Source organism: Pseudomonas sp. LB1P83 (genome assembly GCF_054897885.1).
In genome coordinates, this window is the sequence record NZ_CM142709.1 from 3,495,282 (window position 1) to 3,513,863 (window position 18,582).

The 18,582-nt window shown below is 58.8% G+C and carries 13 protein-coding genes; 9 read left to right on the forward strand and 4 right to left on the reverse strand.

Annotated features, from left to right (window positions below):
* The first annotated feature begins 290 nt into the window (after positions 1–290).
* The 4 genes from ACYZTY_RS16030 to katG all read left to right on the forward strand — a co-directional run bounded on the left by ACYZTY_RS16030 (position 291) and on the right by katG (position 6,915).
* Entirely contained in the window at positions 291–1,589 is a 1,299-nt protein-coding gene (locus ACYZTY_RS16030; RefSeq protein WP_461954525.1) for a sialidase family protein, read from the forward strand.
* Positions 1,586–2,200, forward strand: a complete 615-nt coding sequence (locus ACYZTY_RS16035) for a hypothetical protein (protein WP_461954526.1) — start codon at positions 1,586–1,588, stop codon at positions 2,198–2,200. Before ACYZTY_RS16030 ends, ACYZTY_RS16035 begins: the two co-directional genes overlap by 4 nt.
* Positions 2,201–2,231: 31 nt before the next feature.
* Positions 2,232–4,268, forward strand: coding sequence for an LTA synthase family protein (locus ACYZTY_RS16040; protein WP_461954527.1), 2,037 nt, complete (start codon positions 2,232–2,234; stop codon positions 4,266–4,268).
* Positions 4,269–4,659: 391 nt separating this feature from the next.
* Entirely contained in the window at positions 4,660–6,915 is a 2,256-nt protein-coding gene (katG, locus tag ACYZTY_RS16045; RefSeq protein ID WP_461954528.1) for a catalase/peroxidase HPI, read from the forward strand.
* Between the two features lie 81 nt (positions 6,916–6,996).
* Here katG and ACYZTY_RS16050 read toward each other — a convergent pair whose 3' ends face one another.
* From ACYZTY_RS16050 to ACYZTY_RS16065, 4 genes are all read right to left on the reverse strand, one after another.
* Entirely contained in the window at positions 6,997–7,371 is a 375-nt protein-coding gene (locus ACYZTY_RS16050; RefSeq protein ID WP_461954529.1) for a fe2+ zn2+ uptake regulation protein, read from the reverse strand.
* Positions 7,372–7,496: 125 nt separating this feature from the next.
* A complete protein-coding gene (locus ACYZTY_RS16055; protein WP_461954530.1) occupies positions 7,497–9,725 on the reverse strand; it encodes a TonB-dependent receptor in 2,229 nt (742 codons plus the stop codon).
* A gap of 135 nt (positions 9,726–9,860) precedes the next feature.
* Entirely contained in the window at positions 9,861–10,262 is a 402-nt protein-coding gene (locus ACYZTY_RS16060) for a transcriptional regulator (protein ID WP_461954531.1), read from the reverse strand.
* A 25-nt stretch (positions 10,263–10,287) separates the two neighbouring features.
* Entirely contained in the window at positions 10,288–11,178 is an 891-nt protein-coding gene (locus ACYZTY_RS16065; RefSeq protein ID WP_461954532.1) for an HpcH/HpaI aldolase/citrate lyase family protein, read from the reverse strand.
* 610 nt (positions 11,179–11,788) lie between these two features.
* On the opposite strand from ACYZTY_RS16065, the gene ACYZTY_RS16070 reads away from it, so the two are divergent.
* The 5 genes from ACYZTY_RS16070 to ACYZTY_RS16090 are packed head-to-tail and all read left to right on the forward strand — an operon-like array spanning position 11,789 to position 18,578.
* Positions 11,789–13,183, forward strand: coding sequence for a Y4yA family PLP-dependent enzyme (locus ACYZTY_RS16070; protein WP_461954533.1), 1,395 nt, complete (start codon positions 11,789–11,791; stop codon positions 13,181–13,183).
* Positions 13,184–13,197: 14 nt separating this feature from the next.
* Positions 13,198–14,241, forward strand: a complete 1,044-nt coding sequence (locus ACYZTY_RS16075; RefSeq protein WP_461954534.1) for a PLP-dependent cysteine synthase family protein — start codon at positions 13,198–13,200, stop codon at positions 14,239–14,241.
* Positions 14,242–14,269: 28 nt separating this feature from the next.
* On the forward strand, positions 14,270–15,418 hold the full coding sequence (locus ACYZTY_RS16080; protein WP_461954535.1) for an NAD/NADP octopine/nopaline dehydrogenase family protein: 1,149 nt from the start codon (positions 14,270–14,272) through the stop codon (positions 15,416–15,418).
* 48 nt (positions 15,419–15,466) lie between these two features.
* The gene (locus ACYZTY_RS16085; RefSeq protein WP_461954536.1) at positions 15,467–17,317 is read left to right on the forward strand and encodes an IucA/IucC family protein; all 1,851 of its coding nucleotides are present in this window, start codon (positions 15,467–15,469) and stop codon (positions 17,315–17,317) included.
* A gap of 16 nt (positions 17,318–17,333) precedes the next feature.
* Positions 17,334–18,578, forward strand: a complete 1,245-nt coding sequence (locus ACYZTY_RS16090; protein WP_461954537.1) for an MFS transporter — start codon at positions 17,334–17,336, stop codon at positions 18,576–18,578.
* The last annotated feature ends 4 nt before the right edge of the window (positions 18,579–18,582 follow it).

Genomic DNA, 18,582 nt, shown 5'->3' on the forward strand with positions numbered 1-18,582 from the left:
TGGGAGCGTGGCCCCGGGCGGCGTTCCGACGAAGAGGCCCGAACAAAAAACACAAATCTCGATGACTCAACTGTGACAGGCCCGACTTTTGCGACCAAAGGCGGAAATGCTCCACAGCCCAGCATAATCCCTCTAGTACGGCAGTCTCAGACGCTAAAGCCAGCTGCGCGCGTCGACATGCAAGCACGCTACAAATACCTGCTTACAATTTAGCAAATCATAAAACCCGATCGTGTACTACGGAGTGTTACGTTAAGCGCCTTTTCGGGCCATGAGATGCCAACGTAGTCATGCGCATCAAACTTCCCAGTATTCCTGCCTTCTGTGCCTACCTCGCACTGTCCTGCCTTTTTGTGACCGCTTGGGTCATCAACCCAGCCAATAAGCACTCATCCTTTGCCCTTATAAGTCCAGTGATGGCAGTGGCCGGCAACGTAGCCAAGCCCATTTATACCAGCCGTTTCGCCTCCTCCGGGCTGGTGGATTTCGTGCATTCCTCGGCGGTCACCGCCCTGCCCGACGGCAGCCTGATGACGGTCTGGTTCGCCGGCTCCCGCGAAGGCGCGGCCGATGTGCAGGTGCGCTCCGCCCGGTTCGATTCGAAAACCGGCGAATGGGGGGCTGAGCACGTATTGGCGACTCGGGATTCGACCCAGCAGGGCACTCGAAAATACATTCGCAAACTGGGCAATCCGGTGGTCGCCCTCGCCCCGGATAATCGCCTGTGGTTGTTCTACGTGTCAGTGTCCATGGGTGGCTGGGCTGGCAGCGCGGTCAATGTGATGGTGTCAGACGACTTCGGTGAACATTGGTCCGCACCTCGTCAGTTGATCACGTCGCCCTTTCTGAACATCAGCACCCTGGTCCGATCGGCACCGGTGTTTCATGCCGACGGCTCAATCGGCTTGCCGGTCTATCACGAGTTTCTGGGCAAGTTTGCCGAGTACCTCTACTTGAGCGCAGACGGCGATGTGATCGACAAATTCCGCATCAGCCACGGTATGAATTCTCTGCAACCCACGGTGGTTCCGTTGGACGGACAGCGCGGCATTGCCTTGCTGCGTTATGCCGGCAACACCCACCACCGTGTCCTGGCGACCCGCACTGAAGACGCCGGGCAAACCTGGAGTGAGCCTTACCCGCTCGACCCTTCGAATCCGAATTCTTCGTTGGCCGCCGTCGCGACGCCCGAACACGGGTTGCTGGTGGCGCTCAACGACCTGCAGGAGGGGCGCTTCAAGCTCAGTCTGTATGGGACCGACGCCAAGATGGACGATTGGCGCTCGTTGCGGGACCTGGACAAATCACCCGATCCACTGGGCGCTCCGTTTTCTCCCGAGGCCTACAAGGAGATCATCGGCAAAGAGTTCCGCGGGTCCAGCGGCGCACGCCGCCAACCGCTGGAAGCGGAGTTTCTGGATAACCTCGACAACCGTGTCTGTAAAAACCAAGGGTGTGAATTCGAATACGAGTACCCGTACTTCATCCGCAGTCCTGACGGCATGTATCACTTGGTTTATTCCTGGAACAACACCTTCATCAAGCACGTTACCTTTAACGATGCGTGGCTCAACGAGCGTCTCAAATGATCAGCCTGTGGCAAGCCCATGTCAGCTTCGCAATGATCCTTTTCCTGGTGCTGCCTTCGTTCGGTTTGTCCAGGGCCTGGCGGATCGCGCTGCTGGCTGCGTTGCTGGCAGCCAGTTTCATATCGCTGGAAGGGTTGTCCCTGGCCGCGTATTTGCGCAGTTATATTGATGACCTTGCGATCACCACTCTGGTGTTCATGGTGTGGGGCTGTTTGCGTCGGCTGGACATGCTGCCTCCGGCGCAGGGCAAAACCGGCGTGTTGATCCTCTTTGCCGCGATGGCCGTGGTGCTGTACCCGGCCACCTTGGGCATGAGTGATCTGGACCCCTATCGGTTCGGCTACAGCCCGCGCCCCATGCTGATTTTCTTCGCAGTGCTCACACTGGGCCTGTTTTACCTGCGCAATGGCCTCGCCGTGTTGATGCTGGCCAGCGCGACCCTGGCCTTCATCGCCGGGATCAAACCTTCGCAAAACTATTGGGATTACCTGGTCGATCCGCTGCTGGGTCTGTATTGCTGCGTGGCGTTGCTGGTGCTTGCCATACGCTGGACGTATCGCCGCTCAAGCAAGCGCCGTGGTGCAGTGGGCGACGAATTCAAATCCGCTTGAGATTCAACGACTTTTTAACAGGGGAACAGGGATGGGTTGGCTGCACTCGAGACGTTTACATTACTGGCTAGGCGCTACAGCGATTGCGTTTGTGCTGTTTGCACTGCTGAGGGTGGTGTTCTTCTTCGGCTTTTCCGGGTTCGAACCCAAAGCCCTGATGGACACAAAGGGCGTCTGGGAAACCCTGAACATCGGCTTTCGTTTCGATCTGCGCCTGGCCATCCTGACGATGCTGCCGTTGGCGTTGCTGGCCTGGATTCCTCGCTGGAACCTGCTCCGCAGCCGCCTGCTGCGCCGGATCGCACGCGTCTATCTGGTCGCCGTCCTGAGCGTAATGCTGCTGATCTACATCATCGACTTTGGCCATTACGCCTACCTGGGCGTGAGGATCAACGCCACAGTCCTGCGCTTCATCGAGGATGCGCAAATTTCCCGCGACATGGTCTGGCAGACTTACCCGGTGATCTGGATTTCACTGGGTTGGCTGGCAACGGTCGCGCTGGTGACTCTGGCCCTGGTGCGCCTGGAACGCGTCACGTTGGATCGCCCCCGCAAAGCCATTCACCCGCTCTCCGCGACATGGGGCGGCGCGCTGATGGTCATTGTGGTGCTGTTGGGCATTTTGGGTCGTGTCGAAAACATGAACCTTGAAAACCCCGTCCCGCTGCGCTGGAGCGATGCGTTCTTCTCGGGTAATAACCAGATGGCCGCGCTGGGCTTGAACCCGGTGTTGTTCCTCTACGATACGGCCAAGGTAGGTCAGTCTCGCTACGACGAAGCGCAGGTACGTGAACATTACGCGGTGATGGCCAACTACCTGGGGGTCGACAAGCCTGATCCACAGACCCTTGATTTTGTGCGGCACCAGGCGCCACAACCCTACAAAATACCGGGCTCGCGTCCCCCGAACGTCATGTTCATCATGCTTGAATCGCTGGGCACCAGCGCCGTCGGGGCCTACGGCAACCCGATCAATCCGACGCCCAATCTCGATCGCCTGGCCACGCAGAGCTGGTTCTTCGAGCACTTCTACGTGCCCGTGACAGGGACCGCGAAAACCGTCTGGGCCAGCATCAGCGGGGTGCCTGACGTCACTCGACAGGAAACCGCGACGCGTAATCCGCTGATCACCAAGCAAAACACCCTGATCAATGCCTTCACCGGATACGAGAAGATCTACACCATCGGCGGCAATTCCGGCTGGGCCAACATGAATGCCCTGATTCGGCAAAGCATCGACGGCGTGCGCTTGTTCGAAGAGCGGGACTGGAAATCCCCGGTGGTGGATGTCTGGGGCATTTCCGATCTGGACCTGTTCAAGGAAACCGATCAGATCCTGCAGGCACTGCCCAAGGACAAACCGTTCTTTGCCTATGTTCAGACGGCCGGCAATCACCGTCCATTTACGATTCCCAAGAGCAATGACGGCTTCGAGGTCAAGCACCCTACCCTGGCCGAAGTGCAGGCCGCAGGATCGCGCAGCGTCGAGCAGTACAACGCCGTGCGCTTGCTGGATTTCAACCTCGGACGCTTGATGGAAATCGCCAAGGCTGGCGGCTGGTACGAAAACACCATCTTCGTGATGTTTGGCGACCACAACACCCGAATCGCGCAGATCCCGTTCCTGGCACCGGCCTACGAGCAACTGGGCCTGGAAAGCAACGCGGTGCCGATGATCATCCACGCGCCAGGTTTGATCGGGACGCGCAAGGTCGAGGAAGCGGTCGGCCTGGTGGACTTGCTGCCTACCGTGGCGGGGATGGCCGGCCTTGAGTTTCGCAACAGCGGCATGGGCCGTGATATCCAGCAACCTGCACCCGAGGGTGAACGCGTGGTGCCGCTGGTATTGCGTGAGGGAACGTTCCCGCTGATTGCCGGCGTGACGCAACACTACATGGTGCAGATGGAGCACGACGGCAGCTCGCCGACCCTCCACGACCTGGCCTCGATGACGCCGCTGGACAACGTCGCCGAGAAAAACCCTGAAGAGTTCAAGCGCCTGTCGGAGCTGACCCGCGCCATGCATGAAACCTCAAGGTTGATGCTGTACCAGAACGTGCAAAAGTAACCCCTCCGGCCTGCAAAACCCGCGTCTATAATCCAGATAGACGCGGGTCCTCCCCGCGACAGCCGTAAAAGAATCTGCCTATCACTCCCCAATACTCCACCTATTAGCCGACTTCCCAAGTGGGGTCTAACCTGTATCCAGCGCTGGCGGAACAAGCTGGCCGGTTTAGTGCTGATAAGGAGACAGGAATGAGTCCGAAGCTTGACTAGGCCACCCGTGGGCCACCGCGCAGGCAACTCGATTGCCGCTGTCCAGAATTCCCGTGTGGTCCAGACAATCAGTTGATCCAACTGTTGGCCCTGCAGCCTATGTCATTGATTTCGCTCGTTGCTATCCAACGCCCACCCTCGGGCAGATAGCCGGATGAACACGACCAAAGGTAGCTCACAACATGGCAAATGAATCGAAATGCCCGTTCAATCACGCCGCTGGCGGTGGCACAACGAACCGCGATTGGTGGCCGAACCAACTGAATCTGAAGATCCTGCACCAGCACTCGTCCCTGTCCGCCCCCACGGACGAAGGCTTCAACTACGCCGAGGAATTCAAGACCCTGGACTTCGAGGCGGTCAAGCGTGACCTGACGGCGCTGATGACCGACTCGCAAGACTGGTGGCCGGCGGACTTCGGTCACTATGGGCCACTCTTCATTCGCATGGCCTGGCACGCCGCAGGCACGTACCGCACGGGCGACGGTCGTGGCGGCGCCGGCTCCGGTCAGCAGCGCTTTGCACCGCTCAACAGCTGGCCGGATAACGTCAGCCTCGACAAGGCGCGCCGGCTGCTCTGGCCGATCAAGCAAAAATACGGTCGTAAAATCTCCTGGGCGGACCTGATCGTCCTCACCGGCAACGTCGCACTGGAGTCCATGGGCTTCAAGACCTTCGGTTTTTCCGGCGGCCGTCCGGACGTCTGGGAACCGGATGAAGACGTCTACTGGGGTTCGGAAAACAAATGGCTGGGCGGCGACACCCGCTACGGCAAGGACAACCAACCCATGCAAGAGCCCGGCGAAGGCCCGCTCGTTGCTGAGCCGGGAGAAAACGAGGAGAGTCGTACCGAACAAGGACGCAATCTCGAAGTCCCGCTCGCCGCCGTGCAAATGGGCCTGATTTATGTGAACCCCGAAGGCCCTGAAGGCAACCCGGACCCTGTCGCTTCGGCCAAGGACATCCGCGAAACCTTCGGGCGCATGGCGATGAATGACGAAGAAACCGTGGCGCTGATCGCTGGCGGCCACGCCTTCGGCAAGACCCACGGCGCCGGACCTGCCGACAACGTCGGTGCCGAACCTGAAGCCGCGGGCCTCGAAGCCCAGGGTTTTGGCTGGAAGAACAGCTTCGGCACCGGCAAAGGCCCGGACACCATTACCAGCGGCCTGGAAGTGACCTGGACCACCACGCCCACCCGGTGGAGCAACAACTACCTGGAAAACCTGTTCGGCTTCGAGTGGGAACTGAGCAACAGCCCGGCCGGAGCGAACCAGTGGGTCACCAAAAACGGCGCCGGTGCCGGGACCATTCCGGATGCACACGACCCGTCCAAACGGCGCAATCCCACCATGCTGACTTCGGACCTTGCCCTGCGATTCGACCCGATCTATGAGCCGATCTCGCGGCGCTTCCTGGCCAATCCGGATCAGTTGGCCGACGCGTTCGCCCGTGCCTGGTTCAAACTGCTCCACCGTGACATGGGCCCCCTCTCCCGTTACCTCGGCCCGGAAATGCCACGTGAGGAATTGCTGTGGCAAGACCCGATCCCGGAGGTCGACCATGCCCTGATCAACGACAGTGACGTCGCAGAGCTCAAAAACAAAGTGCTTGCTTCGGGCCTGAGCGTTTCGCAGCTGGTATCAACGGCTTGGGCAGCGGCGTCCACCTTCCGTGGTTCCGACAAACGTGGCGGTGCCAACGGCGGTCGTCTGCGTCTGGCGCCGCAGAAATTCTGGCAAGCCAACCAGCCTGAGCAACTGGCGAACGTGCTGGCAAAACTCGAGAGCATCCAGAGCGAGTTCAACAACAGCGGCAAGAAAATCTCGCTGGCAGACCTGATCGTGCTGGCCGGTAATGCGGGTGTCGAACAAGCGGCGAAAAATGCCGGTCACAGCGTCACGGTGCCTTTCACACCGGGTCGGGCGGACGCCTCTCAAGAACAGACGGATGTCGAGTCTTTCGGCTTCCTCGAACCCATCGCCGATGGCTTCCGTAACTACCTGAAATCGCGCTACAGCGTGTCGGCCGAGCATCTGCTGATCGACAAGGCGCAACAGCTGACCCTGACCGCGCCAGAAATGACCGCGCTCGTGGGTGGCCTGCGCGTGTTGAACACCAACGTCGGGCAAACCAGACACGGCGTGTTCACCCAGCAGCCAGAAGCGTTGACCAATGACTTCTTCAAGAACCTGCTGGACATGGGTGTGGAATGGAAACCGACCTCGGAGGCTAACGAGGAGTTTGAAGGACGCGATCGCAAAACGGGCGAAGTGAAGTGGACCGGGACGCGTGTTGATCTGGTGTTTGGCTCTCATGCGCAGTTGAGGGCGTTGGCTGAGGTTTATGCGAGCAGCGATGCGAAAGAGAAGTTTGTTAAGGACTTCGTGGCGGCGTGGACCAAGGTGATGAACCTGGATCGCTTCGACGTGAAGTGATGCAATTGTTGAATCGGTGAGGCCTTGAATGGACCTCCTCGACCCGGTGATACGGGTCGGGGTGGTTCACGCTGCCCGGTTTCATCGAACAAAGTGCAGTTCAAGCATCGCCCATGCCTGGGCAGTAAAGCGGTAGCTCTTGTCTGCCTGAAACACGATAACCCCCTCGTCACAGAGGCGCTTGAGCACTTCGCGCACGCTGATAAACGGTAAATCGGTGGCAGAGGATTGCAGATAGGAATGCACGCCGCGCACACCGACAGGGGTCCCATCCCTGGCGGCGACCAGCAAGGCGTCGATCACCTTCAAGCGGATCAGGCTGGTGCGCAACCCGTAAAAACGCAGCAGCTCGCGGATGTGCTCATTGATGCTGCGATCGAATACGAACGCTTGGTGAGCGGTTGAAGATTGGAATCTCGAGGGGGCAGAGGTCGCCGACGCTGAGTGGTTTAACATGCGAATACTCCTTTTCAGAAACGTTCAGGCATCAAGACAGCACGTAGATCGTTGCCTCCCCTCCCCCCCGATCACCCGCCGGTCAGACACGTGATCGAGACGTTTTGAAGGCTCGAGAACCTCTGTCAGAAATCGACCGTAGCCGACAACTGCAGCGTGCGCGGATAACCCGGAGAGAACGCACCGTACGAGGCCACGCCTGACCAGTACTCTCGATCGAAGACGTTCTGAACCGTCGCGCGGAACGTCGTAGGTCGGCCTTCGATTTTGGTGGTGTAGCGAGCGCCCGTATCGAAGCGCGTCCAGGCATCCAGCTCCTGGGTATTGGCCTGATTGACGTATTGACTGCCGGTATAGATCGCACCACCAGTAAGGGTAAAGCCCTCCAGCCACGGCGTGTCCCATTCAGCCCAAAGGTTGGCTTGTACATCGGGCACGCCCACCGGATCGTTGCCCCGGTTAGCGGCCGTGGCCGAATCAGTCAGTTCACCATCGAGGAAGGTCACTCCGCCCATCAAGCGAGTGCCCGTCGCGATTTCCCCGAACATGCTCAGCTCAATACCGCGGTTGCGTTGTTCTGCCTGCACCGAGAACACATTGCCTGCGCCAATTTCGCCGCTGGGCTTTTCAATCTGGAACAACGCGAGCGTTGTCATGAACGTGCCATGTTCATATTTGACGCCGATTTCGTGTTGCTTCGACTCGTAAGGTGCGAAGGTTTCGCCGGAGTTGGCCGCGGTGCCCGGGGCGATATCACCTTTACTCAAACCCTCGACATAATTGTAGTAGAGCGAAACGTCCTCCCAGGGTTTGACGACTACGCCCACCAGCGGGGTCGTGGCGCTGTCGTCATATTTGGAGCTGACCGAACCGGTCGCATTGTAGTTACGCGACTCGATGTCCTGTTTACGTACACCCAAGGTCAACTGGATGCGGTCGTCCAGCACGGACAAGGTGTCGGTCAACGCCACACCGGACAACTCCGACTCGGAAATGCGCAGCACCTTTGGCGCCCTGATGAATTGCTCGGGCACCTCCACCGGGTGGTAGATGTTCGAATTGATCGCCGTCCCGTTGTTGATCCCTCGGGACAGTTCGTCCTGATACCGGGTCGCCATCAGCGTGGTCGTGTGGGTGACGGGCCCGGTGGCGAACACGCCACGGATACCCACGTCGGCCGTCGAGCGATCGACGTTGAATTTGTAGTAACCGGGAATGTTGCTGGTATCGCCTGCATCGTTGAGGATTCTCGGCACCTGATCGGACTTGCGCTTGACGTCTGCCTTGCCACCACCCGCATGGGCGAACACGGTGACCGCGTCAGTCAGATCATATTCTCCGCCCAGCAACGCCGACTGCTCCTTGGTGTCGGACCATCCCCAAGCCTGCGGCAGGTTGGTACGACCATTGGGCGCAGAGGGAACCTCGATACCCGGCGCCACCGTAAAGGGGCGCGAGGGTGCCTCGAAGCTTTCTTTCTGGCTGATGAAGTCAAGGTTCAGACGCAGGCGCTCCCCTTGGTAATCGAGCGCAATCGCACCGATATCGACCGATCTTTCCTGATCGTCAACGGCAGTATCGCCACCCTGGAGGCTGCCGTTGAAGCGTACCCCGAACTGATTCTCGTCGCCGAAGCGACGGCTGATATCCAGATGTCCGCCTGCTTGCGAGTCCGACGCGTAGCTCGCGGTAAAGCGCGTCAGGTCTTCTGCCAGTGGCCGCTTGGGAACGATATTGATCACGCCGCCGACACCGCTGTTCGGCGAGATCCCGTACATCAAGGCACCCGGCCCCTTGAGCACTTCGACGCGTTCGGCGTAGTCGGTGAACACCCGATAGTTGGGCGCCACGCCATACACGCCGTCGAAGGCCAGTTCGCCCAGGTTGCCTTCGCCAACCGCGAAACCGCGTATGAAAAAGGAATCGACGATGCCCCCCGTCTGCCCCGTAGAGCGGACCGAAGGGTCGCGCTCCAGGGCATCGGCGACGGTCACCGTCTGCAGATCGGCCAGGGTCTTGGCGGTGTAGCTGGTCACGCTGAAAGGGGTGTCCATCACATCCTTGTTGCCCATCATTCCCAGGCGAGCACCGCGAGCAACCTGGCCACCGGCAAGGACTCCCGGCAGTGCGGTCGGGTTGTTGTAATCGGCAGTGATGTTGGTAGCGCCGAGCGTCAGCCCATCCACACTCGGGCTCGCCGAAGCGTCAGGTGTCTTGGCGACATCAGCATCCTGTTGCTTTGGGGCGGCAGCCCAGGTATTGGCGCTTCCTGCGACCAGGGCAAAACTCAGCATGGCGGTACGAATGGCCTGCGTTAACGCGCGCTCACCGCATGGTCGACTGGCAACGGACATGACGTAAGGATCCTTTTTGGGCAAGAGAAAATGGTAATCACTCCTATTGCCAGTCGACCCGCGAAAAAGTATCACCCTCTCCTGGAAAATTTTTTGTGCCCCTCGGCCGCAAAGCCGAGGGGCACGCCCGGTCAATCACGCGTACAGGCAGTCCAGCGGTATCGCGATCACCGGCAGGGCCGGGTCAAATGCGTGCCGCGTGGTCTTGTACGGAAACATCTCACCGCGTGCGATCGTGGTGAAAATCCGCGCCACCTCGAATGTTTGCCCGGTCTGCCAATGCCGCACACAGACTCGCGGGTCGGCGTAATCGAGCTGGATGCACGGCACCCTTTTCAACCCCAGTTGCAGCGCCGCGTTGAACCGGTGATTGCCGTCCATCACGATGCCTTTGGAGCGCTCGACGATGATCGGCTCCAACCAATGCCCGGCGCGGATGATGGCCTCGCGAAGCAACGCCACATTGGCTGGATCGACCTGCTCCGACTGCAACACATCGCACAATGGCCGCAGTGCAATCTGATAACCGTGCCCCATGGTTTATCTCCTGTTCGACGACGGTTCAGCAGGCATCTGCCTTGGCGACCAACGCGTATCGGCTGGCCACGTCGAGCAGGCGCTGCGCGTGTTCGATGAGGGGCCGATCGACCATCTCGCCATCCACTTGCACCGCATGACTGCCTCCGGACACGGCACTCAGGACTCGATCCGCCCAAGCCAACTGGCGCGCATCGGGCAGGAAGGCACGCTGGACCGTGTCCAGCTGCGCGGGATGGATACAGAGCTTGGCGCCAAAGCCCAAAGACCGGGCGTAATGCGACTCCTGCGCAACCACCGTCAGATCACTGATCGCCGGCGTTACGCCATCGATCGGTGCCGGCAAATCGGCGGTACGCGAGGCCAGCACAATGCGGTTCCGAGCGAACAGAAAGGCCTCGGGGATCTGGCTGCAATTGATATCCAGGGAAAAATCCAGCGAGCCAAATGCCAGGCGCGCCAGCCCGGGTATTGCGGCAATCGCCTCGACCTGTTGCAAGCCTTTGGCGGTCTCGATGATGGCGACGATCTTCAGTTCGGGATTCCATGCCAACAGGCTCTCGACGACCCGTGACAGGTCCTCGGGGCATTGCGCCTTGGGCAGGAAAATGCCCGCGCAGCGCTCGGGGTAACGCATGTCCCTGAGCCAGGTCAGGTCCTGGCGAAACAGCGTACTGCCGACGCTGTTCAGACGGATGTAACGCTGGCAGCAGGCAGTCGGCGTGCTCTCCTGCCAGGCCCAGATAGCGGCGCGCGCGGCGGCTTTGCTGGCGGGATGAACGGCATCCTCGAGGTCCAGAATGATTGCGTCCGGTGCGGCATCGACCGCTTTGGAGAAGCGCTCGGGGCGATTGCCCGGAACGAACAGGTAGCTGATGGGAAGCGTGGCTTGGGTGCTGAGATGATCAGTTGTCATTGAATCTCTCCGTGGCGTGCATCAGTCGTGGGTTTTCAAAAATTTTTGGGTATCCGGGGAGTGAGATTTTCGAGCCCGGAACCGGCGTGTTGCATCAACCCTTAACGCCTTGTTCATCAAGGTATTAAGGGTTTTTTTTATGCGCAAACGAGTGCTTGCAAGAGTGGGCAAATAAACGCTTCTGCACTCTCGCTGAACGGGTGTTTATTCAAAATATTTGAAAACCTTACTTGATAATCGTTCGCGTTAGCAATATGGTTCTCGCCGCCAAGAGAAACAATTCACGTATCAAAGCAAGCGTTCATGTTCACGGGAAGTACAGCGCAGTGATGTCATTTGAATGTCAGCTGCTGGCACTTTACAGAGGATTGGGCCATCAACTAATGGCCCAACAATCTGTCCGTATAAACCTTATGGAATGGGGTTCTCATGCCATTATTTTGTGAAGTATTTATTACGCTTATTGCCCCTGATTTATCATCAGGTTTTGTATGGCATCCGCCTCCTGAACCGTTAATTACTCGCCTCTGACGAGCAGAAAATCACATCTGTCGATAACGCTTAGTTATCGAACAATGAATGGCGACGTTTTCGATGCCAGGGGTTAATTATGCCTATTACAATTGCGCCGTCATTAGATGAGCGAATAGAAGTTCATCAACCAGAACTGCTTAAACCGCTGCTTGACCCTGTAGCGGCTCGATTGATTGACCATTATCCGCAAACACTTTTGGAACTCGTGTCTCAATACGGATCACCCTTGAATCTGGTATGGCCGCATGCCTTTGAACTCAATACCCGCGCCCTGCAAGCGGTGTTGAAACAGCACGATGTGCAACACGTTATTTTTTATGGCGCCAAAGCCAACAAGTCCCAATGCGTGCTTGGTGCGGCATCAAATACTGGCATCGGTGTCGACGTTTCAAGCATCCACGAAATGGACGCGGCGCTGCGATCCGGCATGCCAGCCGAACGTTTGTGTGCGACGGGACCGGCCAAAACCACGGTGTTTCATCGGGCATTGGTGCAGGCCGGCTCACTCATTTGCGTGGACTCACTGGAAGAGTTCGGTCACCTCAGAGCGCTGATCGAATCCCTGCCTGAACCCGTCAAGGCCAAGGTTTTACTGCGTTACAGACCGCAGAGCTGCCCGGCGAGCCGATTCGGAATGGGTGCGAACGAGGTGCTTGAATGTCTACAACACCTCACGGAACAACGAGAGACCTTCCACTTTGAAGGTTTCCATTTTCATCTCGGCGGCTATGGATTCGAAACCCGGGCACAGGCCTTTCGCGAGGTGAGCGGATTCGTCGAAGCGGCGCGGGAAATGGGTTTGAACCCAACCATGATCGACATTGGCGGAGGCTTGCCAATGCGTTATGTCGAACCACAGGCCTTTACCAGTTTTTTACAGAACGACAATAAGCCGAGCAACTATTACAACCACGTTGTCCCTGACTCTTTTTACCCTTATGGCAGCAGCCTGACGGCCTGCCAGTGGCTGGCCTTATTTCTCGAAGCTGATCATTCAGCAGGACTGTCCATTGCCGGTTACTTGAAAGCTCAGAACATGACGCTGGCACTTGAGCCCGGTCGAAGCCTGGTGGATCAGGCCGCCATATCGGTGTTCCGCATTACACGCACCAAACAGCTGGCCGACAATAAAACCGTCATCTTTGTAGAAGGCAGTAGTTTCAGCGCCTGCGAAACCTGGTTCTCCTCCGAATACCTCGTTGATCCGATACTGGTCAGCACCCGACAACTACCGCACAACCCGGTAAACGCCTACATCGCTGGCCACAGTTGTCTGGATGACGATGTCATCACTCACCGTTTGATCAATTTCAGTACTTCACCGCAAGCAGGCGATTTATTGATTTACGCCAATACCGCCGGTTATCAGATGGACTTGCTGGAGAACGAGTTTCATCGCCATCCCCTGCCCCGGCGATTGATGGCGACCTGTTGTACGGAAGGTAACTACGCGTTTTCACCGGACTATTAGAGGGAATACTTCAAATGATATTGAATAAAGTCTCGGACCTTATTGGCAATACGCCAATATTGGGTATTGATGTCCCCGATACAAACGCCAGACTGCTGCTCAAGATTGAAAAGAACAATCCCGGCGGCAGCATAAAAGACCGCATGGCACGCAACATGGTGCTGGCTGCGCTCAAGTCCGGACGACTAAAGCCTGGTGGCGTGGTCGTCGAATCGTCTTCCGGCAACACCGGCATCGGCCTGGCCATGGCGGCCGTCGAGTTCGGCCTGCATTTCATCGCCGTGGTCGATCACCACGCGGCTCAGGACAAAATCGCGGTGATGAAGGCACTGGGCGCTGAAGTCCGATTTGTCGCGGGGACCTATCGCGAAGATGAGGTCGCCGTGGTCGAGCGCCAACGGTTAGCCGCCGAACTCGCCTCGCAAATTCCGGGCGCCGTATTCATGAACCAATCCGACAACGCCGCCAACGCGGGCGGGTATAGCGATTTCGTGCGCGAGACCATTGCGCAGGCCGAAGGTCGTGTCGGTGCCTACGTCGGTTGCGTCGGCACTGGCGGCTCGATGACAGGGATCGCTCGCGGGCTGAAGCTGCACAACCCCGACACCGTGACTGTCGCTGTCGAACCTGCCGGCTCCATCGTCTTTGGCCATCCCGGCTATCCGTACTATCAGTCGGGAACCGGCACCCCGGCTGGGGACACCGTGGGCCTGGTGCTCGACTACAGCTGCATCGACCTGGGTGTGCAAGTCACCGACTCTCAAGCCTTCGAAACGGCACGCTATATCGCCCGCAACCTGGCATTGCTGGTCGGCGGATCAACCGGTGGTGCGATTTTCAAGGCACTGGAGCTGATCCACAAAGGCGTGCTGACCGGCAACGTCGTGGTGCCGATAGCCGATGGCGGCGAAAAGTACCTGCACACGGTGTTTGACGATAAGTGGCTGGAAGAGCGCGACCTGCTGGATCCGAACGTCGCGCCGCAGCTGGATATCTGGCTGGGCAAAACCCAATGGCTGGACTCCGTCTCCACGCCTCTGCAATTGAGCGTCGCATGACGCCTCTCCCACACAGGAACGCCTCTCAATGAAACCGCTGAAAGTCGCCATCTGTGGCGGTGGCAGGACCGGTCACCTCAACGCCATCCTGTTCAAACAGCTGCCCAATGTTCAGGTCTCGATGCTCACCAGCAACCTGGAGATCGTCGACCAACACGCTCGCCACACGCCGATGCAGGCGTTGATGCCGGATGGCTCGACGCTGAGCGCACGGCTTGATCGGGTGACCACGGATGCACGCGCCGCGGTCGAGGATGCCGACATCGTCATCATCACCGTGCCGGCGCATGCCCGGCCGCAAACCCTGCAAGCCATCACACCGCATCTGAGTTCGAGCAAACCGGTTTACATCGGCGCCATTCCCGGTTTCTGCGGTTTCGACTGGCTGGCCGAAGCCACGCTGGCCGACCGGCCGAACCTGGTCATTTGGGGGATGAAGGATGTCCCGCACACGGCGTTCGATCTCAAGCCCGGGCTGTCGATCAAAATGGGCGGCGGCAAAAGCCAGCTCTATGTGGCGACCCACGCCCGCGAGTCGCAAGCGTCCCGCCAGCACCTGCAAGCGATGCTCACCGTTCTGTACGGGCCTTGCGTGACGATGCTCGACAACTACCTCGAAATCACCCTCACCCCGGGCAACCCGATCATGCACAGCTCGGTTATTTACGGGCTGATCGGGTCCTACGGTCAATGGCATCGCAAGATCTTTCCCCAGCGCATGTGCTGGTGGACCGAATGCCCGGAATTGGGCGCCTATTTCCTTGAGCGCATGGATCAGGAAAGCCAGGACTTGTGCGCCGTCATCAGCCAGCGAATGGGGGTCGACCTGTCTTCGGTCAAATCCCTGAAGCAGGAAATTGTCGAAGCGTACGGCGAACAGATTCGCGACCAGAGCAGCATGCTTTCGATTCTGCGCACCAATCAGGCCTACAACGACATCCTCGCGCCGATGGTGCCCGCCGATGACAACCGCGCCGGTTACGTGATCGAGCGCGAGAGCCGCGCTTTCAACGAAGACGTCGCCTACGGCCTGGTGCTGTTGGTGGAAATGGCCAAGCGTTTCGAACTGAAAGTCCCTTACATCGAGGAAGTCCTGCACTGGAGCGTTTCCTACATGCAAGGCCTGCGCGACTCGGCGCTGGATTACTTTCCAAGCCACTGGCCGCGCACGGCATGAATCGCGCCCTCACCTCTTCATTTACTTATCGACGAGCAGATAGCTGATATGGATGACCTCAAGACACTGATCGCCTACTCCCGCAAAAACGCCCTGCGACGGTTGCTTCGTTGCCTGTTTGCCGAAAACATTCTGGACCGTTCGGCCCTGGTTTTTTCCGCCGAGGGCAACCAGGCCACGTACCCACTGAAGAACGCCCGTGCGCACGTCTTTTTCACCGACATTGCCATGGGACCGGCCGACACCCTGGTCAACGACGGTGATGTGGTGCTGGTGACCGATGAAGGCGTACGCCAAGTGATTCACAGTCACCAGGACCTGCTGAACGTGCTGCGTGACAGCTTCGACTTCGAACCGACCGACGAAGGCATGGCCGGGCTCAAGTCGGACATGGAAAACAGCCTGCTGAACGATGCGCATGCCCGCCAGTATCGTCAGAAGTGGAACGCGCGCCTGGCCGAGGCCGCCAAAAGCCATGGCCTCGACAGCCTCACCGACTACCTTCGCCAACACGCCAGCACCAAGGACGCGGCCATCCTGCTGGACCAATGGGGTTCGCTGGAAGGTCACCCGTATTACCCGACGTGGAAATCCCGTCCGGGCCTGACCGATGCCGAAGTCGAGCAACTGTCGCCCGAGTTCAACGCTCAGGTGCCGCTGCGTATTGCAGCGTTGCGCGCCGACATGGCCAAAAGCGAAAGCATGCCGCACGTGACCAGCTACCACGCCTGGTTTGCCACGAACTTCCCGGTGCAATGGGAACAGTGGAAGTCTTCACTCAATGACAAAGGCCTGGATGAAACCCAGTGGCTGCCGTTGCCGATTCACGCCTGGCATTTGCAGGCCTACGTCCTAAATACGTTTGCCGCGGAAATTGAAGAAGGCATCCTGATCACTGAGGGGCCGGACATTCAAACCCTGCCGACCATGTCGTACCGGACGATGATGCCAGTGCTGAACGAGTCAGCGCCGCTGATCAAGTTGCCGATCGCGCTCTGGATGACCAGCGAGCTGCGCAGCCTGCAAGCCAAGTCGATTCACATGGGGCCGCGCATCAGCACGGTGATCACAAAAATTCTCGCCGCCGAAAACGGCTTCGACCGGCAGCTGGAGATCTTCCCGGAAGAGATCGGCGTGCGTTACAAAAACGCGATCACCCAGGACGATGCGCCGGGGCGTCATCTTTCGGTGGTCTATCGCGCCAGTCAGCAGGCGTTTGAACGCAGCGACGATTGCCTGCCGATTACCGTGGCGTCGTTGTTCACCCGTTTGCCCGGCAGCGGTCGTCCGCTGTTTACCGACCTGATTGAGCGCGACGGCGTTCGGGCCAGCGCCGACACGGTCGAGAACTGGTTCCGCCAATACGCCAGCGTGGTCACCCATCCGGTGGTGGCGATCTATCTGCTGTACGGCATCGGGCTCGAAGCGCATCAGCAAAACACCATGGTGCTGTTTTCCCCCGACGGCAAAGCACGTAGTCTGCTGATCCGCGATTTCGGCGATGGCAGGACCTATGCTCCGTTGCTGGAGGAACGCGGTTATACCCTGCAACCGCATGTACAGCCTGGCATCTTGCCGACGGTGTTTGTCGAGGATATCGAGCCGGTGCGCATGTTCGTGCTGGACGCGGCGTTCCTCACGCACCTTCACGAAATGGCCCTGTGGCTGACGAAGGAGTACGCATTGGACAGCACGCGGATGTGGGAAGTATTGCGTGAGGAAACCGAGAGCGCCTTCGCGGCCGTCCGTGATCGTGTCTCGCCAGCGCTGTGGGAAGTCGAGCGCAAAGCGTTCGTTCAGGACCCGTGGCCAACCCGCTCGTTGTTGCGCATGCACTTGATGCAGTACTCCAACTACCGTTTGCAGCACACGCTGACCAACCCGCTTGATGCCGTTTAACCACCGAGGCTGACTCATGTCCCATGCAGGTCCCATCCAGGGTTCACGAGTAAGAATCCTGATTTATCTTCTGTTCGCGATCCAGCTCATCTCCATGGGCGCGATGGAAATGAGCGGGCCGTTCTGGCCCGTCCACCTGCGTGGGCTGACCGCTTCAGAATCGGTATTCAGCTTCGCCAGCATCGCCGTCTACGTCGGTCCGATGCTGGGCATTATTCTGACCAGCGCCTTCTGGGGCCGTATCGGCGACCGCTACGGCCACAAGTTGATGATGATCCGCGCCCTCGCCGGTTTATCGTTGACCCAGCTTGGGCTGGCCCTGTTCAGCGACATCTGGGTGATCCTGGTCCTGCGCTTTTTGCAGGGAGCATTTGCCGGGTACATCGCCCCGGCACAAGCTTATGGGGTCAGTATCGAAGCACCTTCGCGGCGGGCGCGGTTGTTCGCGATCCTGCAGATATCGACCAATGTCGGCTCGTTGCTCGGCGCGGTCGTTGGCGGGCTGATCCTCGATTATGCGACCTTCTTCTGGATCAACATCATCGCCTCGGCACTGTGCGCCATTTGCACCGTGGTGGCGGCCGTGACGTTGCCGGATGTTCCACCCGTGAAGAAAGCGCCGGTGGTGGACACGGCGACGCCGGTCAGCCGTTCAGGCAGCGTCTGGCAAGGTTCGCCGCTGTTGTCGCTGCTGGGCGTCATGGGTATTTTGCTGCTGGCGCGGATGCTGCCGCAGACATCGTTCTCGCTGTATGTCAGCTCGGTATTCGAGGTCAGTAACTCGGTCGTCGGCCTGTGCTACGGCTTGCTGGCGCTAGGTTTCATCCTCTCGGCCACGGCGTGGTCGCGCTACTTTGAGCACCGCACCCAACAGGAAACGCTGCACCGCATCACCTACATTGTCATCGGTTGCGTCGTCCTGACCGCCATCGCCGGTGTCACACGCAACCCCGCTGTATTTGTCATCGCGTACTTCATATGGGGCGTCCTGCTGGGCGCCACCACCCCGGTACTGATGGCCCTGATCTCGAAAACCGCCGACAGCTCACAACAGGGCTACGTGCTGGGGATCGCGCAAAGCACCGCGCAATTCGCCTCGATTGCAGGCATCTCGGCCGGTGGTTTACTCAGCCAGGTCTATGGTTTGCAGTACACCTACCTGTTCGTTTGCCTGGCCTATGGGGTCGCGCTGATCCCCATTGTTGCCCTGCGCTATTGGCCAGTGGTCATGCAGCCGAGCCAGGCACCGCCCGGCGACTGATCAA